Source organism: Flavobacterium sp. CFBP9031 (genome assembly GCF_034044945.1).
Classification (GTDB): domain Bacteria; phylum Bacteroidota; class Bacteroidia; order Flavobacteriales; family Flavobacteriaceae; genus Flavobacterium.
In genome coordinates, this window is sequence record NZ_JAXCWF010000005.1 from 186,808 (window position 1) to 212,743 (window position 25,936).

The window sequence follows — 25,936 nt, forward strand, 5'->3', positions numbered from 1 at the left end:
AGATTATCAGACGAATTAGAACAAATTGTACTGCGATAAACTCTGATTTTAAAAATTACAAAAGATTATTATGTTCTAAATCTCGGTTTAGAATTAGCCAAATTTAAACAACATGAAAAAAATTATAACCTCTCTTATGCTTGCTTTTTCGGTATATGATGGATATTCTCAAACAGAAAAAGAAACCGATAGTATTGTTGAAACCACTATAAATGCTTTAGATGAAATTGTGATTAGTAAAAAGAAAGTACTTTACACTCAAAAATCGGATCGTCTTGTTTTTAATGTCGAAAACAGCATCGTTTCTGAAGGCGGGACCGCGCTTGACGTCTTATCACGTGCGCCAGGCGTTGTTGTGTCTCAAGATGGCGATTTGTCCATTCGCGGACAACAAGGCGTTGCCGTAATGATTAACGGTAAACTAACACAGCTTTCTCAAAAAGAATTGGCCAATTATCTAAAAGCTACAACTTCATCGAACATCAAACAAATTGAAGTAATTACAAATCCTTCTTCTAAATACGATGCAGCTGGAAAAGCTGGAATTATTAACATCATACTAAAAAAACCAAACTCAGCCGGTTTAAAAGGTACTGCTTTTGCGAGTTACGGAAGAGGTCGAAAAAACAGAACCAATTCGGGTTTCTATTTAAACTACAATAAAGATAAATGGGGCGTTTTCGGAAATTACAGCTATACTTTCCGTGGCGAAGAAGAACACAAACAGTTCAATCAGACTCAATATACAAATCTTACGCATCAGGAAATTGCTTCTACCAATCACCAAACTTCTATAACAGATGAGCCTTTGACTTCTAATAATTTTAAGGTTGGAACTCAATATGAGGTTTCGCCTAAAACCAATTTAGAGTTCTATGTTGATGCCAAAATCGGACGCTATGAAAATATGGCGGACGGAACAAATAAAGTGTTCAACACCTCAAATCAGCCCATTTTTGATGCTTTGACTTACAATGATAGTAAAGAAAAATGGAACGATTATACGTATGCTTTTTCTGGTACGCATAAATTTAATGACGAAGGAAAAAATATGATTTTTGATTTTGAATATGAAACTTCGAAGTTTAGATCTAATCAATTTCAAAGTGCCGATAATACGGCAAATGCTACTGTTGTAAACGATCGTCGCGGTTATATTCCTTCTCAATTAAAAGTCTTTACAGGAAAAGTCGATTTTGTAAATCCGTTCAAGGAAAAACAATCTATTGAATGGGGTTTTAAAGCCAGCATTAAAAACAACGATAATCCGTCTGTTTACGAATATTATGATAACAACGAATGGCTTATTGATTTTAACTCGACCAATCATTTTGAATATAATGAACAGATTTACGCCGCTTACGCCAACTACAAATATCAGTTAGAAAAATTAAATATTCAGGCTGGATTAAGAAGCGAATACACCGCAATCAATATTGATCAGAAAACATTGAATGAAGAACACAAAGATGATTATTTGAAATGGTTCCCAAGTCTTTCTTTAAAATATGAATTCACGAGTAATCATTCTGCACATGCATCTTATAGCAAAAGAATCAATAGACCAAGCCAGTTTGATTTGAATCCGTTCCGTTTTTACGATGATTCATTCAATTACTCGCAAGGAAATCCGAACTTGATTCCAGAGATTACCCACGCTATGGAAATTGGTTATGCTTGGAAAAGTAATTTTATGGCTTCTCTTTATTTCAATAGCACCAAAGATGTTTTTACAGAAGTGTACAACTACAATCCAGACACGAATACAACCGTTACCACTCAAATAAACGTTGATAAATCATACAATTATGGAGTTAACATTACCAATACTTCTGAGTTAAGCAAATGGTGGTCTGTCAACACTTTATTGAATGTTTTTGAAAATAAATTTATGGGGCAAATTTTAAACAGCAATACAATTGATCCTATTATGACAATCAATCTGAGTGTTCAAAACTCTTTTACTATAACCGAAACCTTGAAAGCAGAAGGAAACGCACAATACCAGTCAAAATCTAATCTTGGAATTTACCAAAGAGATGGTTTCTTTGATTTTAGCATTGGGATTTCTAAACAAGTTTTGGCTAAAAAAGGGAATATCAAACTCAATTTTACTGATGTTTTCAATACCAATAATTTCTACATTAAATCTGCTGTTGCGCAAACTACTATTGATAAAAGATATGATCTTGACAATCGTATAGCGACAATTGCATTTACATACCGTATATAAAGTTTCGTTCTTTAAATACCTTGTTTTTTGTTTTTTTTTGTGTTAGTCAAGAGCCTGTTCCTTCAAACAGGCTCTTCTATTTTTGGATTGTATAAGATTGCAGATTATAGATTATAGATTATAGATTATAGATTGTAGATTGTAGATTGTAGATTGTAGATTTTGGATTGTAGATTGTAGATTTTGGAATTTGGAATTTGGATTTTGGAATTTGGAATTTGGAATTTGGAATTTGGGATATAAAAAAGTCTTTTTAAAGCTATTCGCTTCAAAAAGACTTTTACTATTTTGTTGAAAACGCTCTTAGTTCTTCTTTGTTTTTTTCTTTCTTCCCCACCAAATATAAAAACCGGTAATTGGCAAGCTAGCGCAGATTAAACTAGCTGTAAAATAGAGGATTTTAGTTGTTATTCCGCCAATCGCACCAACGTGAAGGCTATAATTTGAGCGGCTCATCCAATCGTGGAATTTCTCGTCGCCTATATATTTTCTAGATTTTGGAAGCAATTCCAATGTTTTCTGATCAAAATATAAATCTCTCCAATTTCCGTTATGCATATCGGTACAAGCGTAAAAGTCATCTTTTGGCTCGTCTGGAAAATGAATAATTACCGCTTCATTATTATGCTTAGCAATCTCGTTTCTGACTTTATTAAATATAATATCAGCCGAAGTAAGCATATCATATTTAGGTTTTAAGAGCGTATCCGATTTTATTTCGGCTACCACTTCTTTCTTTGCTTTTTCATTGCCAAAACCTCCTGTAATCCAGTAAGTGCTTTCTCGTACCCAATGAAAACTCATTATTAATCCGGTTAACGCAATTAAAAATGCCAAAAGAAGCGAATAAAACCCTAAAACATTGTGAAGGTCATAATTCAGTCTTTTAAATTTGGCACTCCATTTAATTTTAAAACTATTGTTAATTCCTGTTTTATTCCATTTTTTAGGAAACCATAAAATGATGCCACTTATTAATAAAAAGAAGAAAATAAGAGTTGCCCAAGAGGTTACTGCAGTTCCTACTTCTCTGCCCAGCCAAACATAGCGATGTCCTTCATCAATTTCATGGAAAAAATCTTCATGATCGACCATTCCGGTTATTTTTCCGTTATAAGGATTTACATAAATCAAAGAATCAGATTCTATATCTACTTTTATTGTTTTATCTAAACCATTATACCATACTCCATGAATATCCTTTTCTGGCAAGGCTTTTTTTACTGCAGCATAAATTTTAGAAGGAGGCAAAACTTTATCTGGAGTTTGTGCTTCTACATTTAGCCACGGAGAAGTCAATTCTTTTATTTCATGTTCAAAAACCAAAATACAGCCTGTAATTCCCATTATAAAAACTACTATTCCAGAAGCAAGTCCAAGCCATAGATGCAACCAGGCATTAATTTTACTGAATCGAGATTTCTCTTTTGATTTTGGTTTTGGTGATTTAATAACACTCATTTTGTTCCTAGTTTAATGACGCAATAAAACCATACAATCAATGCTTTAAAGCAATAATTGTATGGTCTTAATTATGTAAAAATTAAATTGTGTAACTGCTTATTTCTTTTTTGTCAATCTTGTGATTGCTGGCAAATCAACTCCGCCTGTAATTAAAGCTCCTGCTTTTGCCACACCAGTTGCAATATCAATTTGATAAACACGTCCTTCTGTATTAGTTACAAAACTTTTGTAAATTTTACCACTTTCAATTAAAGCACTTCCGAAACCAAAATAATTGTCTCCAGCGTGATCAGGCAATCCTGTAACTGGCGTAATTGCTTTTGTATTAAGATCGATGATAGCAGATTTTAAATTGAAAGATTTATAGTTTAAGAATCCCCAGTTTGGTTGTGCAGCGTCAATATCTGCAGGAATGTAGTTAACTAATACTTTTTCTCCACCTGCTGGATAAGCAGATAAAACTTTTCCTTTTAGAGAACTTGTTTCAAAGTCGAAGAAGTAAGTTGAATCGAATTCTGACTGTCCTTTTTTAATTCTAAGAATTCCTGAGTGAGACGCAGTTGGTGTATAACCACATAAAACTGAATTTGAAGAGAAAGTATAAATATCTCCAGATTCTGTTTGTACCATACCAGTATTAGTATAATATTGACCAATTGCTGTAGTACGAGAATCTTCTAGAGTTTTTAAGTATTTTAAAGATGGATATTCGTAAACTTTTACAACTGCTTTTTCTTGGTAAAGTTTCCAGTCTTTATCACGCTCAAATGTCGAAACAAATAATTTATCTCCTGATACATTTACACTAGTTGGCCATAAAAAGTGTCCGTTAGAAATAGCAAAGTCATCATAAACACGCTTTGAAATTGTAACTGTAGCTGGATCGTAAATTAAAATTTCATTTTGAGTAGAACTAGCATCCCATGGAGAATTAATCATAACCAATTTGTTATCATCAGTAGTTCCGTAAGCATAACTATCTCCTGTAAATAAGTTTGCCGTTGTACCTAATTTACCTTCTGTGTTAAGGTAATATCCAACAGACCCTTCTGCATTTCCTGTTAAAGCAAAAAATGTGTTTGCAACCGGAACTAAAGCTCCTGCTTGCTCGATACCTTTACCAACCATGTTGATTGATCCAGTCATCAATTCATCTACAGATTCAAACTGCCAAACATAAACATCCCAATCAGTTGTTTGATATGAAAGCACATACGTTTCATCAGCTGGATTTCTTACCTCTGAATTATCATTATCGCTGCTGCATGAAAAAAACAGAGCAGGCAATACTGCTAAAGCCAAAAGATTTTTAATTCTTTTATTCATTGTGTTCAATTTAAAATTATATAATTAGTTTAAAAAATATCTAAGTTTAACTGCGAAAGATCTTCCTGGTTTTTGCACTTTAAAATAGTCATAGACTTTTGTGTCTGCGACGTTATTACATTCTATTCCGATATTGTATTTTCCATTTTGAAAAGCATAAGAAGCGGCAATATTCTGTGTAAGTTGCTCCGGAATTGTTTTTCTACTGTCAGGAGTTCCATTTTTTGTTGATACTAAGTAATATTCATCAATGTAATTTGTAAATAAATTAATTGATAAATTGTCATCTGAAGTTCTTAGTTTTCTAAAGTTTAAACCAACACTTGCATTAGCATAAAAAATAGGAACATTTGCCAGCTGAGAACCATTATTGTAATTGATAATATTAGATCCAGGAGGGTCAAATTTATTGGTGTCAATAGTTTTCTGATGAGTAGCATTTACTTCAACTGTCAGCCAATTTTTATATCCATAATGCAAAGAAGCATCAAAACCAGTAACTCTTACACTGTATTCATTTTGATAAATAGACTGAAATCCTTGAGTCTGGATTCGGATAAAATCTTTTGCATCTCTATAAATGAAATTTCCTTGCACTCCAAAAGAATGATCTTCTAAAGCTTTCTTGTATGCAAGTCCTGCATTAAAGTTATCACTTGCCTCTGGTTTCAAAGTCGGTGCTGGTCTAAGATTTAAACCATCTCCCAACATTTCATCGCCTGTTGGCAAACGATATGCATGCTCGTAAGACGTTTTCAATTGCAGTTCACTTGTTACAAAATACGCTAATGCTGCTCCATATCCTATATCATCAAAAGAGCTTTTAAGTGGCGTATAGACATTTTTACCATTAATGTATTCTAAAACATTCATACTGGTATTCAAGAAATATTTCTTTCCAAATGCGATTACAGATAGTTTTCTGTCAAATGCAGCAAGATTATAAGAAAGTCCTAAAATGTTTTTGTTTACTACTGGAGAACCTGGTTTAGTAATTTCACGAACTTCATCATCTTCTTTTCTTTTTAAAGTATTAACAGAATAATTAAAAGCAAAATACTGCCTGTCATTCAAATCATACTTGAAGTTAGTATTAGCTTGAAAAGAATTATCATCGTAAACATAAATCGTTTTTTCATCATTTAACTCTCCTCCGCTATTGCTTACTACACTTGGCGTACTACTCCCATCCCATTGATATCTATAAGATGAAGTATCTACAGAACGGCTTTGAACGACATTGTACGAAGCAATGAAGTTTACCGATAAATTTTTAGTGAATAAACTGTCTTTTTTGAATTTTAGGGAAGGCACAAAAGCTTTACTATCATTAAAAGCCTGTCCAACTACTCTTTGCATAGTAGATCCCGTTTGTATTTCTTTCTTATTTGCTGAAGCCATCATGCCAATCAACAAATAATCTGCATATTTCTTTCCTTTTACTCCAACCTCAGCCATAATAGCTCCAGATTTGTAACCGTCATGAAAATGTTTGTATTCTTGTTCTGGGTTAAATGTACCATCGGGATTAGAGGTAGTCGCAGTAATTTTATAGCTGTTATCGGTATAATTACCAAATGCGTTAATATTAGCAACTAAACCATTTTTACCCGTAAATCTAGTATTTACAGCAACTCTGTGTGTATTAAAAGATCCAAAACTGTAAGATGCATCAATATATCTTTTTACAGATTGGTTGGTAATAATGTTTACCGCTCCTCCTAAGGCATCGCTACCTAACTCAACAGGCACCACTCCTTTGTAAACTTCGATACGCTCTGCCATGTTTACTGGAATGTTATTCAGGGTAAATGAAGATCCGTAACTGTCGATTGGAATTCCGTCCATAAAGAATTTTATCTGATTCCCTGAAAATCCATTCAATGAAAATTTAAAATCAGAGCCCATTCCTCCTGTTTCTCTAATACGAACTCCAGTAGTTGTACCTAATACTTGATTTAAATCTGCTGAAGAATTATATGTTTTCTTTAAATCAATTGCTGCAATATTAAAAGGCTGTTCTTTAACTCGCTCAATTTTAGACTTTCCAGTTACCTGAACTTCATCTAAAGCCGCCATATCTTCTTCGATAGTAATTTTTGGCGCAGTTTGATTGGATAGTAAATTGATTTTGGTCTGTTTGGATTTATAACCAACATAATTAACTACTAAAGTGTAATTACCTGGTTCTGCAGTAATTTCATATTCACCATTTGCATTTGTAAGGGCTGCATAATTGGTTCCTTTTAGAGCTACAGAAACTCCTTCTGCCGGCTGACCATTGTCTGCCATAATCACTCCACTTAAAACTACTTTGCCGTTTTGCGAGAAACCCTGAACCGAAGAAAGCATCAGTAATAACAGGATTACAATTCTTTTAATCTGCATTATTTAAAATTAGTTTAAATTAAATTTGGCACAAAATTAACATCAACAATCAGGTTTAACAAATTATTTTTAATTATTCTAAATAAAAGTTTTTATTAACGTAAAAAATGATTTTTTTCTAAAAAAAAGATACTTTCTTAAGATTTAATTAATTTTAGATTAAAATCACATTAAAAAAAATCAAAATAAAATCAGAAATTTAAAATCGCTTTTATAAAAAAACTTACAAAAAATAAAAAAACCTGCTTAGTAAGCAGGTTTCTAAAATGGGTTAATTATGTTTCAGATTAAATGATTTCTAATAGATCTTTCATCTCTTTAATTAGTATTCTAATATCTTCTTCATTCGTCCTCCAATTCACAAATGAAGCTCTAATTCCTTTTTTGTTCTGATAAACTGTTGGCGTCATAAATACTTTTCCAGTATCATTCAAAGCAGATAAAAAGGGAGTTACTTTTTCCTGATTGTGTTCTCCTTTTAATGTAAAGCAAACATTATTTAATCGAATTGGAGCCAACAACTCAAAATCATTTTCTATTAAAGCATTTGCAAAATGTAAAGCCAATGCCGCACTATCTTCAATAAGATCTCTAAAACCTTCTTTTCCGTAGGCTTTAAGCGAAAACCATACCGGCAGCGCACGCAAACGGCGTGAATTTTCAGGAAGCACATTCAGATAATTAAAATTCTCTAAAGGATTCCCTAAATAAGGCGCATTAGAATTTTGGAATGTTTCAATTTGCAGATTAACATGCTCTTTTTTAACCAAATAAAAAGCACTTTCGTATGGAACATTCAACCATTTATGGCAATCAATCGTAATACTGTCTGCTCCTTCCCAACCTTTTACATAATGTTTGTATTTTTCTGAAACTGCCGCAAAACCGCCAAAAGCACCATCAATATGCCACCAGAAATTATATTTTTCTCTTAGTTTGGCGATGGCTTCAAAATCATCAAAATCGGCGGTGTTTACTGTTCCTGCGCTTGAAATAAGGATAAAAGGTTTTCCGTTTAGCGCTTTAATCTTTTCTTCTAAATCGGCAATGTCCAAAGCTTCACGATTACCTTCAATTGTTTTTACAACTGTATAATTCTGGCTTCCAATTCCTAACATCGATAATGATTTTATGGAGGAAGAATGTGGAGTCGCCGTTAAAATATTAATGGTTTCAGAGATTCCGTTTTTGGCAAAATCTTTTCCATACTGTTTTCCAAACCATTGTCTCGCAACTGCTAAACTGGTGAAATTGGACATTGTTGCACCTGTTACAAATCCGCCTAAAAATGTATCTGGAAGCTCTAATAGCTGCAGCAATAGATTGATGGTTTCGAATTCTATTAATGCAGATGCTCCGCCCTGTGCTTTAACCGCCTGAGTATTTTGATCGTAAACTGATGCCAGCCAATCTCCAACAATAGAAGCGGGAGTTGATCCCCCTGTTACAAATCCCCAATATCGTGGACCAGGCGAGGAAACCATCAATGGAGCCAATCTTTCATTAAATTCCTTTAAAGCTTCAATAGATCCTAATCCTAGCTCATTTAGCTCCGTTTTAGGATCTATTGAATAAGTATTAGAGGTTGGAATGTTATCGATATTACTCAAAAAATCAATTCCTTGCTGTTTTGTTTTTTCTAAGATATTCTCAAAATTGTCGAGATCGTGCTGTAATTTTGAATTCATATTATATAGTTATTTATATCACGCATTGTCAAGCTGAGCGAAGTCGAAGCCATTTCACGCGAGATAAGTTGTTTTTAGTATTTATTTTAAGAATTGGAAATTTGTAGTGAAGCTACCACTTTGTCTTTTCGGAGAATCGTGAAACCATCATAGAACAGATTACATCTCCATTGGCATTTAATAAAGTAGCAATTGGGTCAACCAGAGTTCCTAAAATCATGGCAACCGGCAAAGCTTGTTCCATCGGAAAACCATAAACAGTAATGGCTAAAATTTCTCCAATATAACCTCCGTTTGGAATTCCGCCTTCGACAATTGAAACTATAACTGTAATTCCGAGTGCTAAAAGAATCGTCATCGGATCTGTAAAATCTTTCCCAAACATGGCAAACAAAAAGGTTATTTTTAAGATGGATGACATACTCGAACCGTCTTTGTGTAGAGGTGCGCCAAGCGGAATTACCAGATTTCGTACATGTGCCGGAATTCCCATTTTTTCTGCTGCCGCTAAATTGGCAGGAATGGTCGCTATACTACTACAGGTTCCTATAGCGGTTAAAGAAGGCATTATGTTATTGCTCCAAAAAACTTTAAAAGCTCTTTTTCCGCCAGCGACAAGTGCATATAAACTAAAGAACACAAAGAAATAGAAAATGCAAGCAGCGTAATAAACTGCCATTGGTTTTGCATAAACTCCTAGCAATTGTGGCCCGAAGACTCCAACTTGATAAGCAAAATACGCTCCTAAACCAATTGGCGCAAATTTCATGATGATGTTTAAAAGCTGTTTCATTACCTCGTTTCCAGAATCCAGAAAACTCTTGAATGCGTTTCCTTTTTCTCCTGATTGTAATGTGGCAAAACCCACTAAAAAAGAAAAAATAATCAACGCCAACATACTTTTTCGAGACAATAATTCGAAGAAATCATTTGCTGTAAGCAGTTTGGCAATTTGATCTCCCGCTGATCCTGACGCTACTTCTTCAAACGGAACTTTCGCAATTGCTATATCTTCATGAATTGGAAAAAGATAAACAGCAAAAATCATTACAATGGCAGAAATCAGAATTGTTGCGAGAAAAACCAATACCATTATAACAAACAGTTTTCCTAACCTTTCTGTACGTTCCAGATTCGCAACCGAAGAACCGATTGTGAAAAATATAAGCGGAATAATGGCTGTAAAAAGTAAATTCAGGAATATATCCCCAAGTGGTTTTATAATCAAAACATCTTCTCCAAACACCAATCCGAAAATACTTCCAATAATAATACCGCCAAGAAGCCATAAAATACTGCTGTAACTCTGCAAAAAATTGATTTTCTTAACTTCCATAAGTTGTAGAGAATTATAATTCGGAAAAGATTAATAATAAAATGAAAGTACTCAAAAAAGGATTGCAAAAATTGATTGGTTATTTTTTGCCACAGATTACAGGGTTAAAATGATTTTCTAATCTGTGCTAATCTTTATAATCTGTGGCTAAAAATTACTTTTCCAGAACAATAGTCGTAAAAGCTCTGTCGACTAATTCTCCTGTTTTGCTTTTTACTTTTTCGGTTTGTGTTTCTGTATACACAATTTTAAAATCCGATTTTTTGATTAATTCCTGCGCTTTTTCTGTACTGTACAATTCAAATTCGAATTGTGTAAAAGGCAGTTTTTTCATGAAATCTTCTTCGGCAAATGTCAAACAGAAAGTACCGTTTGGTTTTAAAACCCTGTAGATTTCTGATAGTAATTCCTCAGGTTTCTGCCAAAAATAAATGGTGTTTACTGTAAATATTTTATCAAATAATTCAGCTTCAAACGGAATAGTATTTCCGTCATAAAGTGAAAAGAAAGCCTGTTTTTGAGAAACGAAATTTCGGTTGATTTGTCTTGCTTCCTGAAACATCAGTTCCGACATTTCCAGTCCGTAGTATTTTAGCTTTTCGGCTTGTTTAAACAAAAACTCTACATGACCTGCGTTTCCGTGGCCTAGTTCTAGAATTCTGTTTTCGTTTGCTATATTTAAATTCTGAATCGAATGTTTGGTCATGTTGATGTTCGTTTCGTTCATCATATTGCCCATTTCGATTCCTTTTTCTCCCGATGGATGTTTTAATTGAGAGGCAATTTCTTGTAATTCTTCATTTTTCATGGCGTGAAAATTTAAGTATCTAAATTAAACAAAAATCCTTCGGTAATTTGTTGTTACTTCGACTTAGATTCCAATTAACGCTTGTTTTTTCATTCCAACGAAAGTGCAAGCTCGACAAAGATTGGATTCTCTTTGCGGAGTTACTTGTGAAGATTTCTCCTTCGTCGAAATGACAAACTTGTGCTATATCTAATAGAATTCATTAAAAAACCTGACTTGCAATCTGGCGAATATTCTCAGATTTCCCCATTGAGTAATAATGCAAAAATGGAACTCCAGCGGCTTTTAATTCTAATGACTGCTGAATCGCCCATTCGATTCCGACTTGTTTGATTTCAGCATTGTTTTTGCATTTATCTACAGCATCGATTAAATCTTCTGGCAAATCGATTCTGAAAATCTGTGGTAAAACCTGTAAATGCCTCTGAACCGCAATTGGTTTAATTCCAGGAATAATCGGAATTGTAATACCCATTTCTCTTGCTTTTTCTACAAAGGCAAAATATTTTGAGTTGTCAAAAAACATTTGTGTTACGACATAATCTGCTCCTGCATCTACTTTTTCTTTTAATCTTTTTAAATCAGATTGTAAAGATGGCGATTCCAAATGTTTTTCAGGATAACCCGCAACACCAATACAAAAATCAGCTTTGTTATCGATATCCATCACTTCATGCAGATATTTTCCACAATTTAAATCTTTGATTTGACGAACCAAATCAACTGCGTAATGATTTCCTCCTGCTTTCGGTACAAAAGATTGTTCGTCTTTCATTGCATCGCCTCGAAGTGCCATTACGTTGTTGATTCCTAAATACTGACAATCAACCAGCATGTATTCGGTTTCCTCTTGTGTAAATCCACCGCAAAGCAAATGCGGCACCGTATCTACATTGTATTTATGTTTTATAGAAGCGCAAATTCCAAGCGTTCCTGGACGCATACGAGTTAATTTCTTATCCAAAAGTCCGTTACCTTTATCAATATAAATATATTCTTCACGAGAAGTCGTTACATCAATAAACGGCGGATTAAACTCCATTAACGGATCAATATTATCGTATAATTCCTGAATGCTTTTCCCCTTTTGAGGCGGAATAATTTCAAATGAGAATAATGTTTTTCCTTTGGCGTTTTCTATATGCTCTGTTACTTTCATTCTTTTTTAGTTGATAGTTTTTGGTTGATGGTTGATGGTTCTTATCGAACTCAACAGTTACAACTTCAACTATATTAATTTTTTATAATAGTTAATAAAACCGTTTAATAACTTTTTACAAGTTTGAATCTGTGCCAATACAATATTAAATGTATTCTCATCAATGTATTTTTGATCTAATGCTAAATAAAATTGTGTTTCTAATTCATATAATGATCCTCGTGAAATATGAAGAAAATGTATTGTATCTTTTGATGTTTGACGCCCACAACCTTCCGCTATATTTGAAGGAATTGAGATTGCAGCTCTTCTCATCTGATTTGTCAATCCAAATAATTCTTCCTTTGGAAACAGTTTAGAAGAGTCATACAATAAATTCACCAACTTCCTCGCTTCAATCCAAACTTCCAATTTACTGTATTCCATTCTTATTTAGTTGTTTGTTGATGGTTGATAGTTGTTGGTTCTCTTTTGTAATCTACAACCAAAAAACATCAACTAAATTAATCTACTTTAATCGGTTCAAATTAAAAGTTTATAGATCTGACAAAACCTATCAACCAAAAACCATCAACCATCAACTATTCTAGTCTGCTATATTAGGGTTTAACCATTTCATGGCGTAATCTGTTGAGACATTACGTCGTTTGGCGTAATCTACAACCTGATCTTCTTTTATTTTTCCTAATCCGAAATATCTACTTTTTGGGTTTCCGAAATAATAACCTGAAACTGAAGAAGCCGGCCACATTGCCATACTTTCTGTTAAGGTTACTCCAATTTCTTCGGCTACATTTAAAAGCTTCCAAATCGTTGGTTTTTCCAAGTGATCAGGGCAAGCTGGATAACCCGGAGCCGGACGAATTCCTTTATAACTTTCTTTAATTAATTCTTCATTCGTTAAGGATTCCTCTGAATCATAACCCCAAAAATCTTTACGAACTCTCTCGTGAAGATATTCGGCGAAAGCCTCAGCAAAACGATCGGCAAGCGCTTTCACCATAATCGAATTGTAATCGTCCAAATTCTTTTCGTATTCCGCAGCCCATTCATCTACGCCAAAACCTGTTGTTACGCAGAAAGCTCCCATATAATCTTCAATTCCGCTTTCTTTTGGCAGAATAAAATCGGCTAAAGCAATGTTTGGAGCACCTTTTGTTTTTTGCGACTGCTGACGTAGTGTTAAGAATTTCTCTAAAACTTTTCCGTTTTCATCACGCAATTCAATATCGTCATCACCAACTTGATTCGCAGGGAAAATTCCGTAAATACCTTTCGCTTTTAGTTTTTTCTCTTCTAAAATTACTTTAAGCATCGCCTGAGCATCTTTAAAAACAGATGTTGCTTGCTCGCCCACAACCTCATCGGTTAAAATCGCTGGATACTTTCCGTACAATTCCCAAGTCTGGAAAAACGGTGTCCAGTCAATATACGGAACCAAAACATCCAGTTCAATTTCGATGGTTTGTGCGCCAATTACTTTTGGTTTAGTCGGTGTGTACTCCGACCAATCCAATGGTAATTTATTTTTACGGGCATCTTCAATCGTCAAGAAATTTTTATCTCTCGAACGATTTAAGAACGTTTCTCTAAACGAATCGTATTCTGCACGAATATCTGCCGCATATATTTTTCGGTTATGATCTAGCAGATTTCCTGCAACGGTAACGGCTCTCGAAGCATCGTTTACATGAATTACAGTTTCTCTATATTGAGGCGCAATTTTCACAGCCGTATGTGCACGCGAAGTGGTTGCTCCACCAATCATAATCGGGATTTTAATATTTTGTTTGTCTAATTCTTTGGCTAAATATACCATTTCGTCAAGCGAAGGAGTGATCAATCCGCTTAATCCAATAATATCTACTTCGTGTTCAATCGCCGCTGCAATGATTTTTTCTGGAGGAACCATAACGCCAAGATCTACAATCTCATAATTGTTACAAGCCAATACAACCGAAACTATGTTTTTTCCAATATCGTGAACGTCACCTTTTACGGTTGCCATTAGGATTTTTCCGTTTCCTTGTTTATCTCCCGCTTGTTTGCTTGCTTCGATAAAAGGCAATAAATAAGCCACCGCTTTTTTCATTACACGAGCCGATTTAACTACCTGAGGCAGGAACATTTTTCCGCTTCCGAATAAATCTCCAACGACATTCATTCCCGTCATCAAATTGATTTCGATAACTTCAATTGGTTTTGTTGCGGCCAAACGAGCTTCTTCTACATCTTCTTCAATAAAAGCATCGATTCCTTTTACCAACGAATGCGTAATACGATCCTGAACAGATCCTAAACGCCATTCCTGAATGGCTTTTTCATCGCTTTTTACTTCGCCTTTTACATTTTCTGCAAAATCCAGAAGTCTTTCAGTAGCATCGTCACGTCTATCTAAAATTACGTCTTCAACGTGTTCTAATAAGTCTTTCGGAATATCATCATAAATCGTAAGCATCTCTGGATTCACGATTCCCATCGTCATTCCTTCTTTAATTGCGTGATACAAAAACACCGAGTGCATCGCTTCACGAACAACATCATTCCCTCTAAACGAGAACGAAACGTTACTCACTCCACCACTGATATGTGCATGAGGCAAATTCTCACGAACCCATTTTGTTCCTCTAAAAAAGTCAAGAGCATTCAGGCGGTGTTCTTCCATTCCTGTTGCAACGGGGAAAATGTTCAAATCGAAAATAATATCCTGCGGAGGGAATCCTACTTTGTTCACTAAAATATCATACGAACGTTGGCAAATCTCCACTCTACGATCGTAATTATCCGCCTGACCAACTTCGTCAAAAGCCATAACAATAGCAGCTGCTCCGTAACGTTTGATTAATTTGGCGTGGTGAATAAAGGCTTCTTCTCCTTCTTTTAATGAAATCGAGTTTACAACGCTTTTTCCTTGTACTACTTTAAGACCTGCTTCAATGATTTCCCATTTCGAACTGTCAATCATAATTGGCACTCTCGAAATATCTGGTTCTGCAGCAATTAAATTCAAAAATTTAGTCATTGCATTAACCCCATCAAGCATTCCTTCATCCATATTAATATCGATGATTTGTGCTCCTCCTTCTACCTGCTGTCTTGCAATATCAAGCGCCTCGTCATATTTCTCTTCCTTGATTAATCTTAGGAATTTTCTTGAACCTGTTACGTTTGTACGCTCGCCAACATTCACGAAAACACTTTCGGGCGTAATAATCAACGGTTCTAATCCTGATAATACAAGGTCTCTTCTTTTTTCTGTCATTTCTTTTTAAGTTACTAAGATCCTGAGATTCTAAGATTCTAAGGTTCTAAGTTTTTTATTCTATATTTTTAGGTTTCTAAACCTATAATCTTTTTAATATTTTGGGCGTGCCCCTCCGGGTCGGGCTATCCGTTACAAGTCCTCGCACTTCCTTCGTCAGGCTGTGGGCTTTTCACTTCTATCCCTCACGCAGATTCGGTTTCAAAATGAACTCTATTTTTCTTCAATTATTTAAAATGAATATCCGATTTATCTATTCCTCTTACTTCTTGTTTTTTATACAAGACATTCCAAATCTCAGTATATAAATCTAAAAAAGGTTTCGCTTTTTTTTCATTTAAAGTATTTGTCCATCCATTATTATAACTCACCCATTTTTTTTCTCCATTTACATTAGCAACTATTACTCTTGTAAAGCTTGGATCCTTAATTACTATTTCGCCTCTTGGTTCAAATTTCATTGGCATTTTCAAAAAATTACTTCTCTGAATCAATGAATATATTTTTTCTTTTTCCTTTTCTGTTAATTCAATTTTTGTAACTCTTTCTCCTTCTGAATATTTTCGAGAAAAAGTACTGTTTTGAGAATTATAAGCATCACATCTACCATCGTTAATTACAAAATAAAAATCAGATGGCTTCTCTCTTTTCTTACTTCCGAAACCAAACAAACCAAAAAGTACAAATACTGATACTATTATTCGTAAATACTTCATTCAATAATTTCTTTATTTAATTATTTAAAATTATTATCTATAAAGAAATTTCGTTTAGTGATCGAAGTAACTCTTTTATATTATTTTTTGCCGAAACTTCATTAGCTAATCGTAATCGTTTTACCCCTATAAGAGCATCTGACATTTTAGCACTACCTGATTGTTGTATATTCTTACTAAACTTTAATTCATTTTTGTAATACAATTTATATTCTATTGCAGTCTTGACTGTAAAAGTCGCACCAAAAAAAGGCTGATCAACAGAAACTAAATTAATTTCAAGAACCCAATCCTCATCATTTGTAATCGAATCTATTTTCGAAAATACTTCCGATTCAATAACAGATTTTTTAAATGCTTCTCCAAAATTTTCATTAGAAATCTTAGATGTCCATAAAGGATTTGTTTTTTTTCCGCCTGTAACAGACTTAATGAAAATTTTATCTCCAATTTTCTTTTCGGCTTTATAATCTTTAACTGTCATTCCTTCGATGCTTGCTGACGAAGCACATTGCGTAAGTAAAGTTGAAAGAAAAACTAATAAAACCAGATATTTAAATTTCATATTTAATATTTCAAAAATTAGACTATACAGTTACTGGCGCCACTCTCGGCTTATAATCCTTCGCAACCTCAGCCATTAATCGGATATGATCTGGAGTTGTTCCGCAACAACCACCAATAATATTAATCAAATTATCATCTAAATATTCTTTAATGAAAGCCTGAGTTTGTTCTGGCGTTTCATCGTATTGTCCGAATGCGTTTGGCAATCCTGCGTTTGGATGTGCCGAAACATTAAAACTTGTATTATGTGCTAATGTTTTTAAGTATGGTTTCAACAAATCGGCTCCAAGAGCGCAATTGAATCCTACACTTAATAACGGAATATGCGAAACTGAAATCAAAAACGCTTCTACAGTTTGTCCAGAAAGTGTTCTTCCAGATGCATCTGTAATTGTTCCCGAAACCATGATTGGAATATCGATGTTGCGTTCTTCTTTTACTTCTTCAATTGCAAAAAGTGCTGCTTTTGCATTTAGTGTATCGAAAATCGTTTCTACTAAAAGTAAATCGCATCCACCATCCATTAAAGCTTCTGCTTGTTGTTTGTAAGCAATTCGTAAATCGTCAAAAGTGACGGCTCTGTATCCTGGATCGTTTACATCTGGCGACATACTTGCTGTACGGTTTGTCGGCCCAATTGAACCCGCTACGAAACGTGGTTTTTCTGGATTTTTTGCGGTAAACTCATCGGCTACTTGTCTTGCGATTTTTGCCGATTCATAGTTTAACTCGTAAACCAAATCTTCCATATGATAATCGGCCATACCGATTGTCGTTCCAGAGAAAGTATTGGTTTCTACAATGTCAGCACCTGCTTCATAATAAGCGGCATGAACATCGCGGATCGCTTGGGGTTGTGTTAGGGATAGTAAATCGTTGTTTCCTTTTAACGGATGTGGAAAATCTTTGAAACGCTCTCCTCTAAAATCTTCTTCTGAGAAATTATAGCGCTGCAACATTGTTCCCATTGCTCCATCTAGGATTAGGATATTTTTTTTTATTGCTTCTTGAATTGTTATTGCCATGGCTTCTTTTTTTAGCTTCTGAGATACTAAGGTTCTAAGATGCTAAGTTTTTTTATTATGATTGTGAAGTTTAAACCTAACAGGTTTTAAAAACCTGTTAGGTTTGCTTCGGATATTTTTTTGTTCACATTAATTCCAAAAGTGCACTATTGCTGGCTCATTAGCCCCGATTGAAGTGGAAATCCTTTTGATTTTTTTCTTTAAAAAAGCAAAAGATTGCAACGAAAAGCGGGAACTGTTGACTGCAAAAATGCGCCAATGATTCGCTCCTGATACAGGATCTGTTTCAGTAAATATTATATGTTATCGAGAAAAGTTTTGAGAAATACGAGTATGTATTTGTGTTATCTATCTTTAATACTGGAAAATGTCGTATAAAGTAGAATTTAGCACCTTCTTTATGATAAAGGGTTGCTAAGGTTTCATCGGGTCTATCCCTCCGCCTTTCGTGATAACTGACAATAATTTTAAGAACAGTGCAAAGGTATGAAATAGGCTTTCTATTTGCAAATGTTTTTTTTCTAAGGTTCTGAGGGACTTAGGCGCTAAGGTTCTAAGGTTTTATCTTTTACGTGATTTAGCTTCGAAGGAGTATAATACTTATAGAAAAACAATATGTAGAACACAAAAGCTCCAGCGAAGCGACATAATATTTCGCTCCGCTGGAGCTCTTACATAAACGTAATTATTTCTTTTCTATAAATATGTCATCCCTCTGGGATTAATTAAAAAAGCCCAAACTTTAAAAGTTTGGGCTTTAAGATATTTAAAAAATCTAGCGCCTTAATCCCTTAGAACCTTAGCACCTTCGATTAAACAATCGCCTTCACAACCGCTTTTGGAGCTTCTTTACGAGTTCCGTCGAAACCGTCTACACCAGAAACTGTTGTATATTTCAATACGTATTTTTTACCTGGATTGATGATTCCGTATGCAGCCTGGCACATTAAAGTTGCTTCGTGGAAACCACAAAGGATCAACTTTAATTTTCCTGGGTATGTATTTACGTCTCCAATAGCAAAGATTCCCGGAATGTTTGTTTGGTAATCTAATGCATTGTTTACTTTAATGGCATTTTTCTCGATTTCTAATCCCCAGTCTCCAATTGGACCTAATTTTGGTGTTAATCCAAAAAGTGGAATGAAATAATCGCATTCGATTTTACGGTGTGCGCCGTTTTCTTCAATATCTAGTGACTCAACGTGTTCAGCACCATTGATTCCGATAACTTCTGCTGGAGTTACTAATTTGATTTTTCCAGCTGATTTTAATTCCTGTACTTTTTCTACAGAATCTAAAGCTCCTCTAAATTCGTTTCTTCTGTGAATCAAAGTTACTTCTGAAGCTACATTTGCTAAGAAGATACTCCAGTCTAATGCTGAATCTCCTCCTCCTGCAATAACAACTCTTTTATCTCTGAATTTCTCAGGATTTTTAATGAAGTATTTTACTCCTTTATCTTCATAAAACTCGATATCTTCGATAAGTGGTTTACGAGGCTCAAAACTTCCTAAACCTCCAGCGATTGCAATAACTGGGGCGTGGAATTTAGTTCCTTTATTTGACGTTACAATGAAAGTTCCGTCTTCTTGCTTTTCAACTGTTTCAGCACGTTCTCCTAAAGTAAAACCTGGTTCAAATTGTTTGATTTGCTCCATTAATCCGTCAACTAAATCTCCTGCTAATACTTCTGGAAATCCAGGAATATCATAAATTGGCTTTTTTGGATATAACTCTGATAGCTGTCCTCCTGGTTGTGGAAGAGCATCTAAAATGTGGCATTTTAATTTTAACAATCCTGCCTCGAATACGGCAAATAAACCTGTTGGGCCTGCTCCAATTATAAGTATATCTGTTTTAATCATTATGTTGTTGTTTATAATCATTCTTAATAACGCAAAGAAACGAATAAATCCTTGTACTTTCAATGATTTTTATCATTAATTTCTTTCCGAAACTTTTTTACTCTTTATTTTTCAATGAATCGGTTATCTCATTCATTCGTTTAACCTTTTCTTCAAAATTGCCTTTTAAGGTTTTTCGATATTCGTTCAGATTCTCAACCATTTGGTTGATATCCTCAGGAATTACTTCTTCAAAAAACTCCCGAAGCCTTTTGGCTGTTGTTGGTGATTTTCCGTTGGTTGAAATGGCAATTTTTACATTTCCTTTTGTTACGATTCCGCCCAAATAATAATCACATAAATCTGGTGTATCGGCTATATTGCAAATCAAATAACGTTTTCTCGCTAAATCGTAAACCTTTTTATTTACTTTCAAATCGTCTGTACAGGCAATTACCATGTGACGCTTTTTGAGCATTTTCTTTTTAAACTTCGATTCCGTTAATTTAATCGAAGGATGTTTTTCGGCCAGAACTTTTATTTCTAAATGAAATTCTTTTGCCACTACCTCAACATTTGCGTTCGGACTTGATTTTAGCAAGAAAGAAAGCTTTTCCAGACCTACATTTCCTCCACCTACAATTAGTACATTTAAATTGTGAAGCTTTAGAAATATTGGATATAATTCGTTTTGTTCCATTTTAATTTAATTTCATCTAAACAAAATTAGATGATTTACCAACGAATTGTTCCTAACGGAACATATAATTATTTTAATGAATGGTTTCCTTTGATAGAAATTCTTCGTAAAATCCTTTTAGTTTATTGCTTTCGCGGACAACTTCTCCTAAAACAATAATGGCTGGTGAACCTAATTCTTTTTCTTTTACAACTTCCAAAATTGAATCAACTGTTCCTACACCCACTTTTTCTTCTGTTGTTGTTCCGTTTTGGATGATCGCAACTGGTAAATTTCCTTTATCTTCTTTTTGAAACAAATCGATTATTTGAGGCAATTTGTGCATTCCCATCAAGATTACAACTGTTGCTGATGATTGCGCCGCTAAAGCCACGTCTGAAGATAATTTTCTATCAGATGTTGTTCCGGTAATCGCCCAAAAGCTTTCTGAAACTCCTCTTTTTGTAATCGAAATTCCTTGACTTGCAGGAACAGCGACTACAGATGAAATTCCTGGAACTACGATTGTTTCTATTCCGAAACTTTCCGCAAATTCCACTTCTTCGCCACCTCTTCCAAAAATAAACGAATCTCCGCCTTTTAATCGAACTACGTTTCCGTAAGTCAAAGCATTATCTACAATCAATTGATTGATTTGATCTTGCGTGTAAACATGATTTCCGATTCTTTTTCCAACAAAAATTCGGATGGCACTTTTAGGCGCGTAATCCAGAATTTCTTCGTTGGCCAAAGCGTCGTATAAAACCACATTAGCTTCAGCCAATGCTTTTACAGCTTTTAGCGTAAGTAAATCGGGATCGCCCGGACCTGCACCGACTAAAGTTATTTTAGGTTTTATATTATGCATTTGCTAATTCCTGTGCTCTGAAAGTTTCGATTTTATCAAAGAAAACTGTTGCTTGTGCAATGTAATCTTTAGCGAAAGCTTCAGATGGTTCATTTTTATTGATTTGGTAAACCAAGTCTTTAAAAGTTGAATTCAATTCTATTTTACTAGTTTCGATAAAAACAGTATCAAACAAGTCTACAATTCCTGCATGATGATTTGTTTTTTGGTTTTCTGACAATAACAAAGCTTTTGCTCCATTTACAAATCCTGCATAAGCATGATAGATTGCATCTGACCATTTTTTCTCGTCGAAAGATTCTTGAGCCAAAATCAATTTCTCTTTCGCTTCAAACAATAATGTCGCTACTAAATCAATCACTACCCCAGCACATTCTCCAACTCCAACTGCTTTTACGTAATTGTCTGCGTTACCCCAATCTACAAAATCAGCTTCTGTTAAATTGGTTACGTCTGCGAAAGGTTTTAAGATTTCGTAGAAATATTTTTCTCCTTTCAGATCGTAATAGTTTAGGAATTTTTCTCCGTTTGCATTGGCATCAAAATCATTTAAGATCGTACGCAAAGCATCTGGCCCTCTACGGCTTGGAATTTTGATTACTTTATCGGCAAAACGTCCTGCTCCGTTTCCTAATCTTCCTCCGCCTAATAAAACCTGTAACGCTGGAGCAACCAGTTTTCCTGAGTTAATAGACATTCCTTGGAATCCGATTGCAGACATGTTGTGCTGTCCGCAAGCATTCATACAACCAGAAATTTTAATTTCGATTTCACGATTGTTTAAATACTGAGGATATTCGGCAGTTAAAACTCTTTCTAATTCTTCTGCAATACCGGTACTACTTGCAATCCCCAAGTTGCAAGTATCAGTACCCGGACATGCCGTAATATCTCCAACTGAATTATATCCTAATTGAACAAAATCCAACTTGGCTAATTCTTGGTAAAAGAATGGTAAATTCTCTTCTTTTACGTGACGTATTACAATATTTTGACGCAATGAAAAACGCAATTCATTTGCTCCGTAATTCTTAATTAAATTGGCTAATAATCTTGCTTTATCGGTATAAAAATCACCTAATAAGACTTTGATTCCGATAGCATAATAACCGTCTTGTTTCTGCTTAATTACATTCGATTTTTTCCATGCTTCATATGCTTCTGTATCTTCGATTGTAACTTGCGGAACTTCTAAAACTGGTTCTGGAATTGGACCGTCAAAAGCGGTTGTATCAATTTCGTATGTTTCAAAAGCGATGGCTTTTTTCTCTTTTTCAACCAAATCAAGAAAAGCATCTTTCCCCATTTCTTTGATTAAGAATTTCATACGCGCTTTCATTCTTTTTGCACGTTCTCCGTATCTGTCGAAAATACGGATGATTCCTTCTGCTGTTGGGATGATTTCGTTTACTGGAACAAACTCCGAAAGTAATTCAGCATGTGCTGGCTGAGATCCTAAACCTCCTCCAAACATGATTTTAAATCCACGTTGTCCGTCCTTAATTTTCGGAATAAATCCTAAATCGTGCAAGTAACTCAAAGCAGTATCTTCGTCTGAAGAAGAGAACGAAATTTTAAATTTACGTCCCATTTCCTGACAAATTGGATTTCTTAACAGATATTGAAAAAGTCCGTGTGCATAAGGCGAAACATCAAATGGTTCGTTTACGTCAACTCCAGCCAATTCGCTTCCTGTAATATTTCTCACTGTGTTTCCACAAGCTTCACGAAGTGTGATATCGTCTTTAGCCAAATCTGCCCAAAGTTCTGGTGTTCTGTCTAAACTCACGTAGTGAATCTGAATATCCTGACGTGTTGTAATATGCAAACGTCCTGTAGAATATTCATCAGAAACCTGCGTGATACGCACTAATTGCTCGCTGGTCACTTTACCATAAGGCAATTTGATACGAATCATCTGAACGCCTTCCTGACGCTGACCATAAATTCCACGCGCTAAACGAAGACTACGAAAACGCTCATCATCAATTTTTCCTCCACGGAATAAGTGAATCTTTTTTTCTAATTCGATAATCTCCTTCTGAACTACCGGATTTTCTATTTCTGTTCTAAAACTTTCCATTTCTCTTTTGAGTTTTTGGTTGTCGGTTGCTGGTTGTTGGTTGTTGGCTCTAAAAACCATCAACTATCAACTAAAAACCATCAACTATCTAATGAATCCTACTCCTGCTGTTGTGTTAGTTGCTGTATCAATTAAGATGAAAGCTCCGTTTGATTTGTTTTCGTTGTACGAATCAAAATATAACGGTTTGCTTAATTTGATCGTTACTTCTCCAATTTCGTTAATAGCTAATTGAGAAGCTTCTGTTGTTCCTGAGTAATCTGTTGCAATCGTATTTTTGATGCTTTCTACTTTTGCTAACACTCTGTTTGTATTGTGTTGTACCAAATATTTAGTTCCTGGAACCAGTTTTTTACTGTCCATCCAGCAAACTGTCGTAGTAATATCTTTTTCAATTTTTGGAAGCTCGCTTGATTTTACAATCATGTCACCCCTTGTTACATTGATATCATTTTCTAATTCGATTGTAATTGAAGAACCTGCAACGGCTTCATCAAATGTTTTATCGAAAAAGTGAATTTTAGATACTTTTGATTCTGTTAAAGAAGGAAGAACCGTTACGGCATCTCCAACTTTAATTGAGTTTCCGTATAATTTTCCTGCGTAACCTCTAAAATCGTGGTATTCTTCAGTTTTTGGACGAATCACTGTTTGAACCGGAAAACGTGCTTTACCTGCTTCAAAAACATCAGAAGCATGTAATCCTTCTAAATGTTCCAATACTGTTTGTCCGTCATACCAAGGCATATTTTCTGATTTATCAACCACGTTTCCACCGTTGATTGCACTTAAAGGAATGTAACTTACATTTTGTTCCTTGAAAGTACTTTTTGCATTTAATGCCTGAAAATCAGCTTTGATTTTATTGAAAACTTCTTCTGAGTAATCTACTAAGTCCATTTTGTTGATGGCAACGATTACTTCTTTTACTCTCAATAAATTATTGATAAAAAAGTGACGGTAAGTCTGCTCAATTACCCCTTTTCTAGCATCAATCAAAATGATAGAAACCTGAGAAGTTGAAGCTCCTGTAACCATGTTTCTAGTATATTCTACGTGCCCTGGAGTATCGGCAATAATGTAACTTTTCTTTGCAGTCGAAAAATAAATGTGCGCAACATCAATCGTGATTCCTTGTTCTCTTTCTGCTACTAAACCATCAGTTGCCAAAGAAAAATCAAGGTAATCGTATCCTTTTTGTTTACTGCTTTTTTCGATTGCTTCTATCTTATCAGTCGTCAATGATTTTGTATCGTACAATAATCTCCCGATCAAAGTACTTTTTCCGTCATCTACACTTCCTGCTGTTGCTATTTTTAAAACGTCCATCTTATTTTGTTTCAAGTTTTAAAAGTTTCAGGTTTCAAGTTTTCAACCTTACTTTTAAATATTTTGTTTTTTTGAATCTTTGAATTTTACTCCGTTGTTAACCTCTTACAATCAACTCCTTACATCTAACTTTTAACTTCTTACCAAAAATTAAAAGTATCCTTGTTGTTTTCTCTTTTCCATTGCAGCTTCAGAACGTTTATCATCGATTCTGGCACCTCTTTCAGAAATAGTTGATGATCTGATTTCTCCAACTACTTCTTCGATTGTTGCTGCGTAAGATTCAACTGCCGCTGTACAACTCATATCTCCAACGGTTCTGAAGCGAACAATTCTTTCTTCGATTTGTTCGTCTTCTTCCTGATACACAAAAGGAGAATGCGACCAGATTAAACCGTCTCTCAAAAAAACTTTTCTTTTATGTGAGAAATAGATTGATGGAATTTCGATGTGTTCTTTTTCGATATAACTCCAAACATCTAATTCTGTCCAGTTTGAAATTGGGAAAACACGAACGTTTTGTCCATTTTCAATTTTTCCATTCAAAATATCAAACAATTCAGGTCTTTGATTTTTTTCGTCCCATTGTCCGAAATCATCACGAACCGAGAAAATACGTTCTTTCGCTCTTGCTTTTTCCTCGTCACGACGTGCGCCTCCAATACAAGCATCAAACTTAAATTCTTCAATTGCATCTAAAAGTGTTGTTGTTTGTAAGCTGTTACGGCTTGAATATTTTCCAGTTTCTTCAACCACTTTTCCTTCATCAATAGCATCCTGAACATTACGAACGATTAGCTCTAAACCTAATTCTTCTACCAATTTATCTCTGAAAGCAATTGTTTCAGGGAAATTGTGTCCCGTATCAACGTGTAATAGAGGAAACGGAATCTTAGCAGGGAAAAATGCTTTTTGCGCTAAACGCACTAATGTGATAGAATCTTTTCCTCCTGAGAAAAGTAAAACCGGTTTGTCAAACTGTGAAATTACTTCTCTGAAAATGTATATCGCTTCACTCTCTAAAGCGTTTGTTTTTAATACTGAACTCATTGTTTTTTTGTTTGATATTTTTTAGTTTCAAGTTTTAAGTTTCAGGTTTCAAGTTGCCTGATCTAAAAATCTCCACTCTTTATTCTATAATCTATATTCTATTCTCTGCAG

The 25,936-nt window shown here is 34.7% G+C and carries 19 protein-coding genes and 1 riboswitch; of the genes, 1 reads left to right on the plus strand and 18 read right to left on the minus strand.

Annotated features, from left to right (window positions below; translation table 11 throughout):
• Positions 1-112: 112 nt before the first annotated feature.
• The gene (locus SOM12_RS10500) at positions 113-2,233 is read left to right on the plus strand and encodes a TonB-dependent receptor domain-containing protein (protein ID WP_320493392.1); all 2,121 of its coding nucleotides are present in this window, start codon (positions 113-115) and stop codon (positions 2,231-2,233) included.
• 303 nt (positions 2,234-2,536) lie between these two features.
• Here the strand turns inward: SOM12_RS10500 and SOM12_RS10505 are convergent, their stop codons facing one another.
• From SOM12_RS10505 to cysD, 18 genes are all read right to left on the minus strand, one after another.
• Positions 2,537-3,694, minus strand: a complete 1,158-nt coding sequence (locus tag SOM12_RS10505) for a PepSY-associated TM helix domain-containing protein (RefSeq protein ID WP_320493393.1) — start codon at positions 3,692-3,694, stop codon at positions 2,537-2,539.
• 99 nt (positions 3,695-3,793) lie between these two features.
• Positions 3,794-5,023 (minus strand): DUF4374 domain-containing protein, encoded by a 1,230-nt coding sequence (locus SOM12_RS10510; RefSeq protein WP_095928051.1) that lies wholly within the window; start codon positions 5,021-5,023, stop codon positions 3,794-3,796.
• A gap of 24 nt (positions 5,024-5,047) precedes the next feature.
• Entirely contained in the window at positions 5,048-7,411 is a 2,364-nt protein-coding gene (locus tag SOM12_RS10515; RefSeq protein ID WP_320493394.1) for a TonB-dependent receptor, read from the minus strand.
• A gap of 287 nt (positions 7,412-7,698) precedes the next feature.
• A complete protein-coding gene (locus tag SOM12_RS10520; protein ID WP_320493395.1) occupies positions 7,699-9,099 on the minus strand; it encodes a pyridoxal phosphate-dependent decarboxylase family protein in 1,401 nt (466 codons plus the stop codon).
• Positions 9,100-9,211: 112 nt separating this feature from the next.
• Positions 9,212-10,435 carry a dicarboxylate/amino acid:cation symporter gene (locus SOM12_RS10525; protein ID WP_320493396.1) on the minus strand — a complete coding sequence of 408 codons (1,224 nt, stop codon included), beginning with the start codon at positions 10,433-10,435 and terminating at the stop codon, positions 9,212-9,214.
• Positions 10,436-10,589: 154 nt separating this feature from the next.
• Positions 10,590-11,243 (minus strand): class I SAM-dependent methyltransferase, encoded by a 654-nt coding sequence (locus tag SOM12_RS10530; protein WP_320493397.1) that lies wholly within the window; start codon positions 11,241-11,243, stop codon positions 10,590-10,592.
• 202 nt (positions 11,244-11,445) lie between these two features.
• Positions 11,446-12,402, minus strand: coding sequence for a methylenetetrahydrofolate reductase [NAD(P)H] (gene metF, locus SOM12_RS10535; RefSeq protein ID WP_320493398.1), 957 nt, complete (start codon positions 12,400-12,402; stop codon positions 11,446-11,448).
• Positions 12,403-12,471: 69 nt separating this feature from the next.
• On the minus strand, positions 12,472-12,828 hold the full coding sequence (locus SOM12_RS10540) for a four helix bundle protein (protein ID WP_095928057.1): 357 nt from the start codon (positions 12,826-12,828) through the stop codon (positions 12,472-12,474).
• A gap of 160 nt (positions 12,829-12,988) precedes the next feature.
• Entirely contained in the window at positions 12,989-15,664 is a 2,676-nt protein-coding gene (metH, locus tag SOM12_RS10545; RefSeq protein ID WP_320493399.1) for a methionine synthase, read from the minus strand.
• Positions 15,665-15,891: 227 nt separating this feature from the next.
• Positions 15,892-16,380, minus strand: coding sequence for a hypothetical protein (locus SOM12_RS10550; RefSeq protein ID WP_320493400.1), 489 nt, complete (start codon positions 16,378-16,380; stop codon positions 15,892-15,894).
• Between the two features lie 37 nt (positions 16,381-16,417).
• Positions 16,418-16,945: a hypothetical protein gene (locus tag SOM12_RS10555; protein WP_320493401.1), complete on the minus strand. Its 528-nt coding sequence runs from the start codon at positions 16,943-16,945 to the stop codon at positions 16,418-16,420.
• A 22-nt stretch (positions 16,946-16,967) separates the two neighbouring features.
• On the minus strand, positions 16,968-17,972 hold the full coding sequence (locus SOM12_RS10560; protein ID WP_320493402.1) for a homocysteine S-methyltransferase family protein: 1,005 nt from the start codon (positions 17,970-17,972) through the stop codon (positions 16,968-16,970).
• A gap of 341 nt (positions 17,973-18,313) precedes the next feature.
• Positions 18,314-18,430, minus strand: a riboswitch (SAM riboswitch).
• Between the two features lie 354 nt (positions 18,431-18,784).
• Positions 18,785-19,837, minus strand: coding sequence for an NAD(P)/FAD-dependent oxidoreductase (locus tag SOM12_RS10565; RefSeq protein WP_095928061.1), 1,053 nt, complete (start codon positions 19,835-19,837; stop codon positions 18,785-18,787).
• A 97-nt stretch (positions 19,838-19,934) separates the two neighbouring features.
• Positions 19,935-20,516 (minus strand): precorrin-2 dehydrogenase/sirohydrochlorin ferrochelatase family protein, encoded by a 582-nt coding sequence (locus SOM12_RS10570; RefSeq protein ID WP_320493403.1) that lies wholly within the window; start codon positions 20,514-20,516, stop codon positions 19,935-19,937.
• A gap of 73 nt (positions 20,517-20,589) precedes the next feature.
• The gene (cobA, locus tag SOM12_RS10575; protein WP_320493404.1) at positions 20,590-21,363 is read right to left on the minus strand and encodes a uroporphyrinogen-III C-methyltransferase; all 774 of its coding nucleotides are present in this window, start codon (positions 21,361-21,363) and stop codon (positions 20,590-20,592) included.
• Complete coding sequence (locus SOM12_RS10580) at positions 21,356-23,446, minus strand: HEPN domain-containing protein (RefSeq protein ID WP_320493405.1); 2,091 nt, start codon at positions 23,444-23,446, stop codon at positions 21,356-21,358. The genes cobA and SOM12_RS10580 overlap by 8 nt, the downstream gene beginning before the upstream one ends.
• Positions 23,447-23,530: 84 nt before the next feature.
• On the minus strand, positions 23,531-24,775 hold the full coding sequence (locus SOM12_RS10585) for a sulfate adenylyltransferase subunit 1 (protein WP_095928065.1): 1,245 nt from the start codon (positions 24,773-24,775) through the stop codon (positions 23,531-23,533).
• 150 nt (positions 24,776-24,925) lie between these two features.
• Positions 24,926-25,825, minus strand: a complete 900-nt coding sequence (gene cysD, locus SOM12_RS10590) for a sulfate adenylyltransferase subunit CysD (RefSeq protein ID WP_017497285.1) — start codon at positions 25,823-25,825, stop codon at positions 24,926-24,928.
• Positions 25,826-25,936: the final 111 nt, after the last annotated feature.

Coding starts and splice junctions, on each gene's coding strand:
- SOM12_RS10520 (WP_320493395.1), bottom strand. CDS start 9,099: ATGAATTCAAAATTACAGCACGATCTCGACAATTTTGAGAATATCTTA.
- SOM12_RS10550 (WP_320493400.1), bottom strand. CDS start 16,380: ATGAAGTATTTACGAATAATAGTATCAGTATTTGTACTTTTTGGTTTG.
- SOM12_RS10515 (WP_320493394.1), bottom strand. CDS start 7,411: ATGCAGATTAAAAGAATTGTAATCCTGTTATTACTGATGCTTTCTTCG.
- SOM12_RS10570 (WP_320493403.1), bottom strand. CDS start 20,516: ATGGAACAAAACGAATTATATCCAATATTTCTAAAGCTTCACAATTTA.
- metF (WP_320493398.1), bottom strand. CDS start 12,402: ATGAAAGTAACAGAGCATATAGAAAACGCCAAAGGAAAAACATTATTC.
- SOM12_RS10525 (WP_320493396.1), bottom strand. CDS start 10,435: ATGGAAGTTAAGAAAATCAATTTTTTGCAGAGTTACAGCAGTATTTTA.
- SOM12_RS10530 (WP_320493397.1), bottom strand. CDS start 11,243: ATGAAAAATGAAGAATTACAAGAAATTGCCTCTCAATTAAAACATCCA.
- SOM12_RS10585 (WP_095928065.1), bottom strand. CDS start 24,775: ATGGACGTTTTAAAAATAGCAACAGCAGGAAGTGTAGATGACGGAAAA.
- SOM12_RS10540 (WP_095928057.1), bottom strand. CDS start 12,828: ATGGAATACAGTAAATTGGAAGTTTGGATTGAAGCGAGGAAGTTGGTG.
- SOM12_RS10580 (WP_320493405.1), bottom strand. CDS start 23,446: ATGGAAAGTTTTAGAACAGAAATAGAAAATCCGGTAGTTCAGAAGGAG.
- metH (WP_320493399.1), bottom strand. CDS start 15,664: ATGACAGAAAAAAGAAGAGACCTTGTATTATCAGGATTAGAACCGTTG.
- SOM12_RS10510 (WP_095928051.1), bottom strand. CDS start 5,023: ATGAATAAAAGAATTAAAAATCTTTTGGCTTTAGCAGTATTGCCTGCT.
- SOM12_RS10560 (WP_320493402.1), bottom strand. CDS start 17,972: ATGGCAATAACAATTCAAGAAGCAATAAAAAAAAATATCCTAATCCTA.
- cobA (WP_320493404.1), bottom strand. CDS start 21,363: ATGCATAATATAAAACCTAAAATAACTTTAGTCGGTGCAGGTCCGGGC.
- SOM12_RS10565 (WP_095928061.1), bottom strand. CDS start 19,837: ATGATTAAAACAGATATACTTATAATTGGAGCAGGCCCAACAGGTTTA.
- cysD (WP_017497285.1), bottom strand. CDS start 25,825: ATGAGTTCAGTATTAAAAACAAACGCTTTAGAGAGTGAAGCGATATAC.
- SOM12_RS10505 (WP_320493393.1), bottom strand. CDS start 3,694: ATGAGTGTTATTAAATCACCAAAACCAAAATCAAAAGAGAAATCTCGA.
- SOM12_RS10555 (WP_320493401.1), bottom strand. CDS start 16,945: ATGAAATTTAAATATCTGGTTTTATTAGTTTTTCTTTCAACTTTACTT.
- SOM12_RS10500 (WP_320493392.1), top strand. CDS start 113: ATGAAAAAAATTATAACCTCTCTTATGCTTGCTTTTTCGGTATATGAT.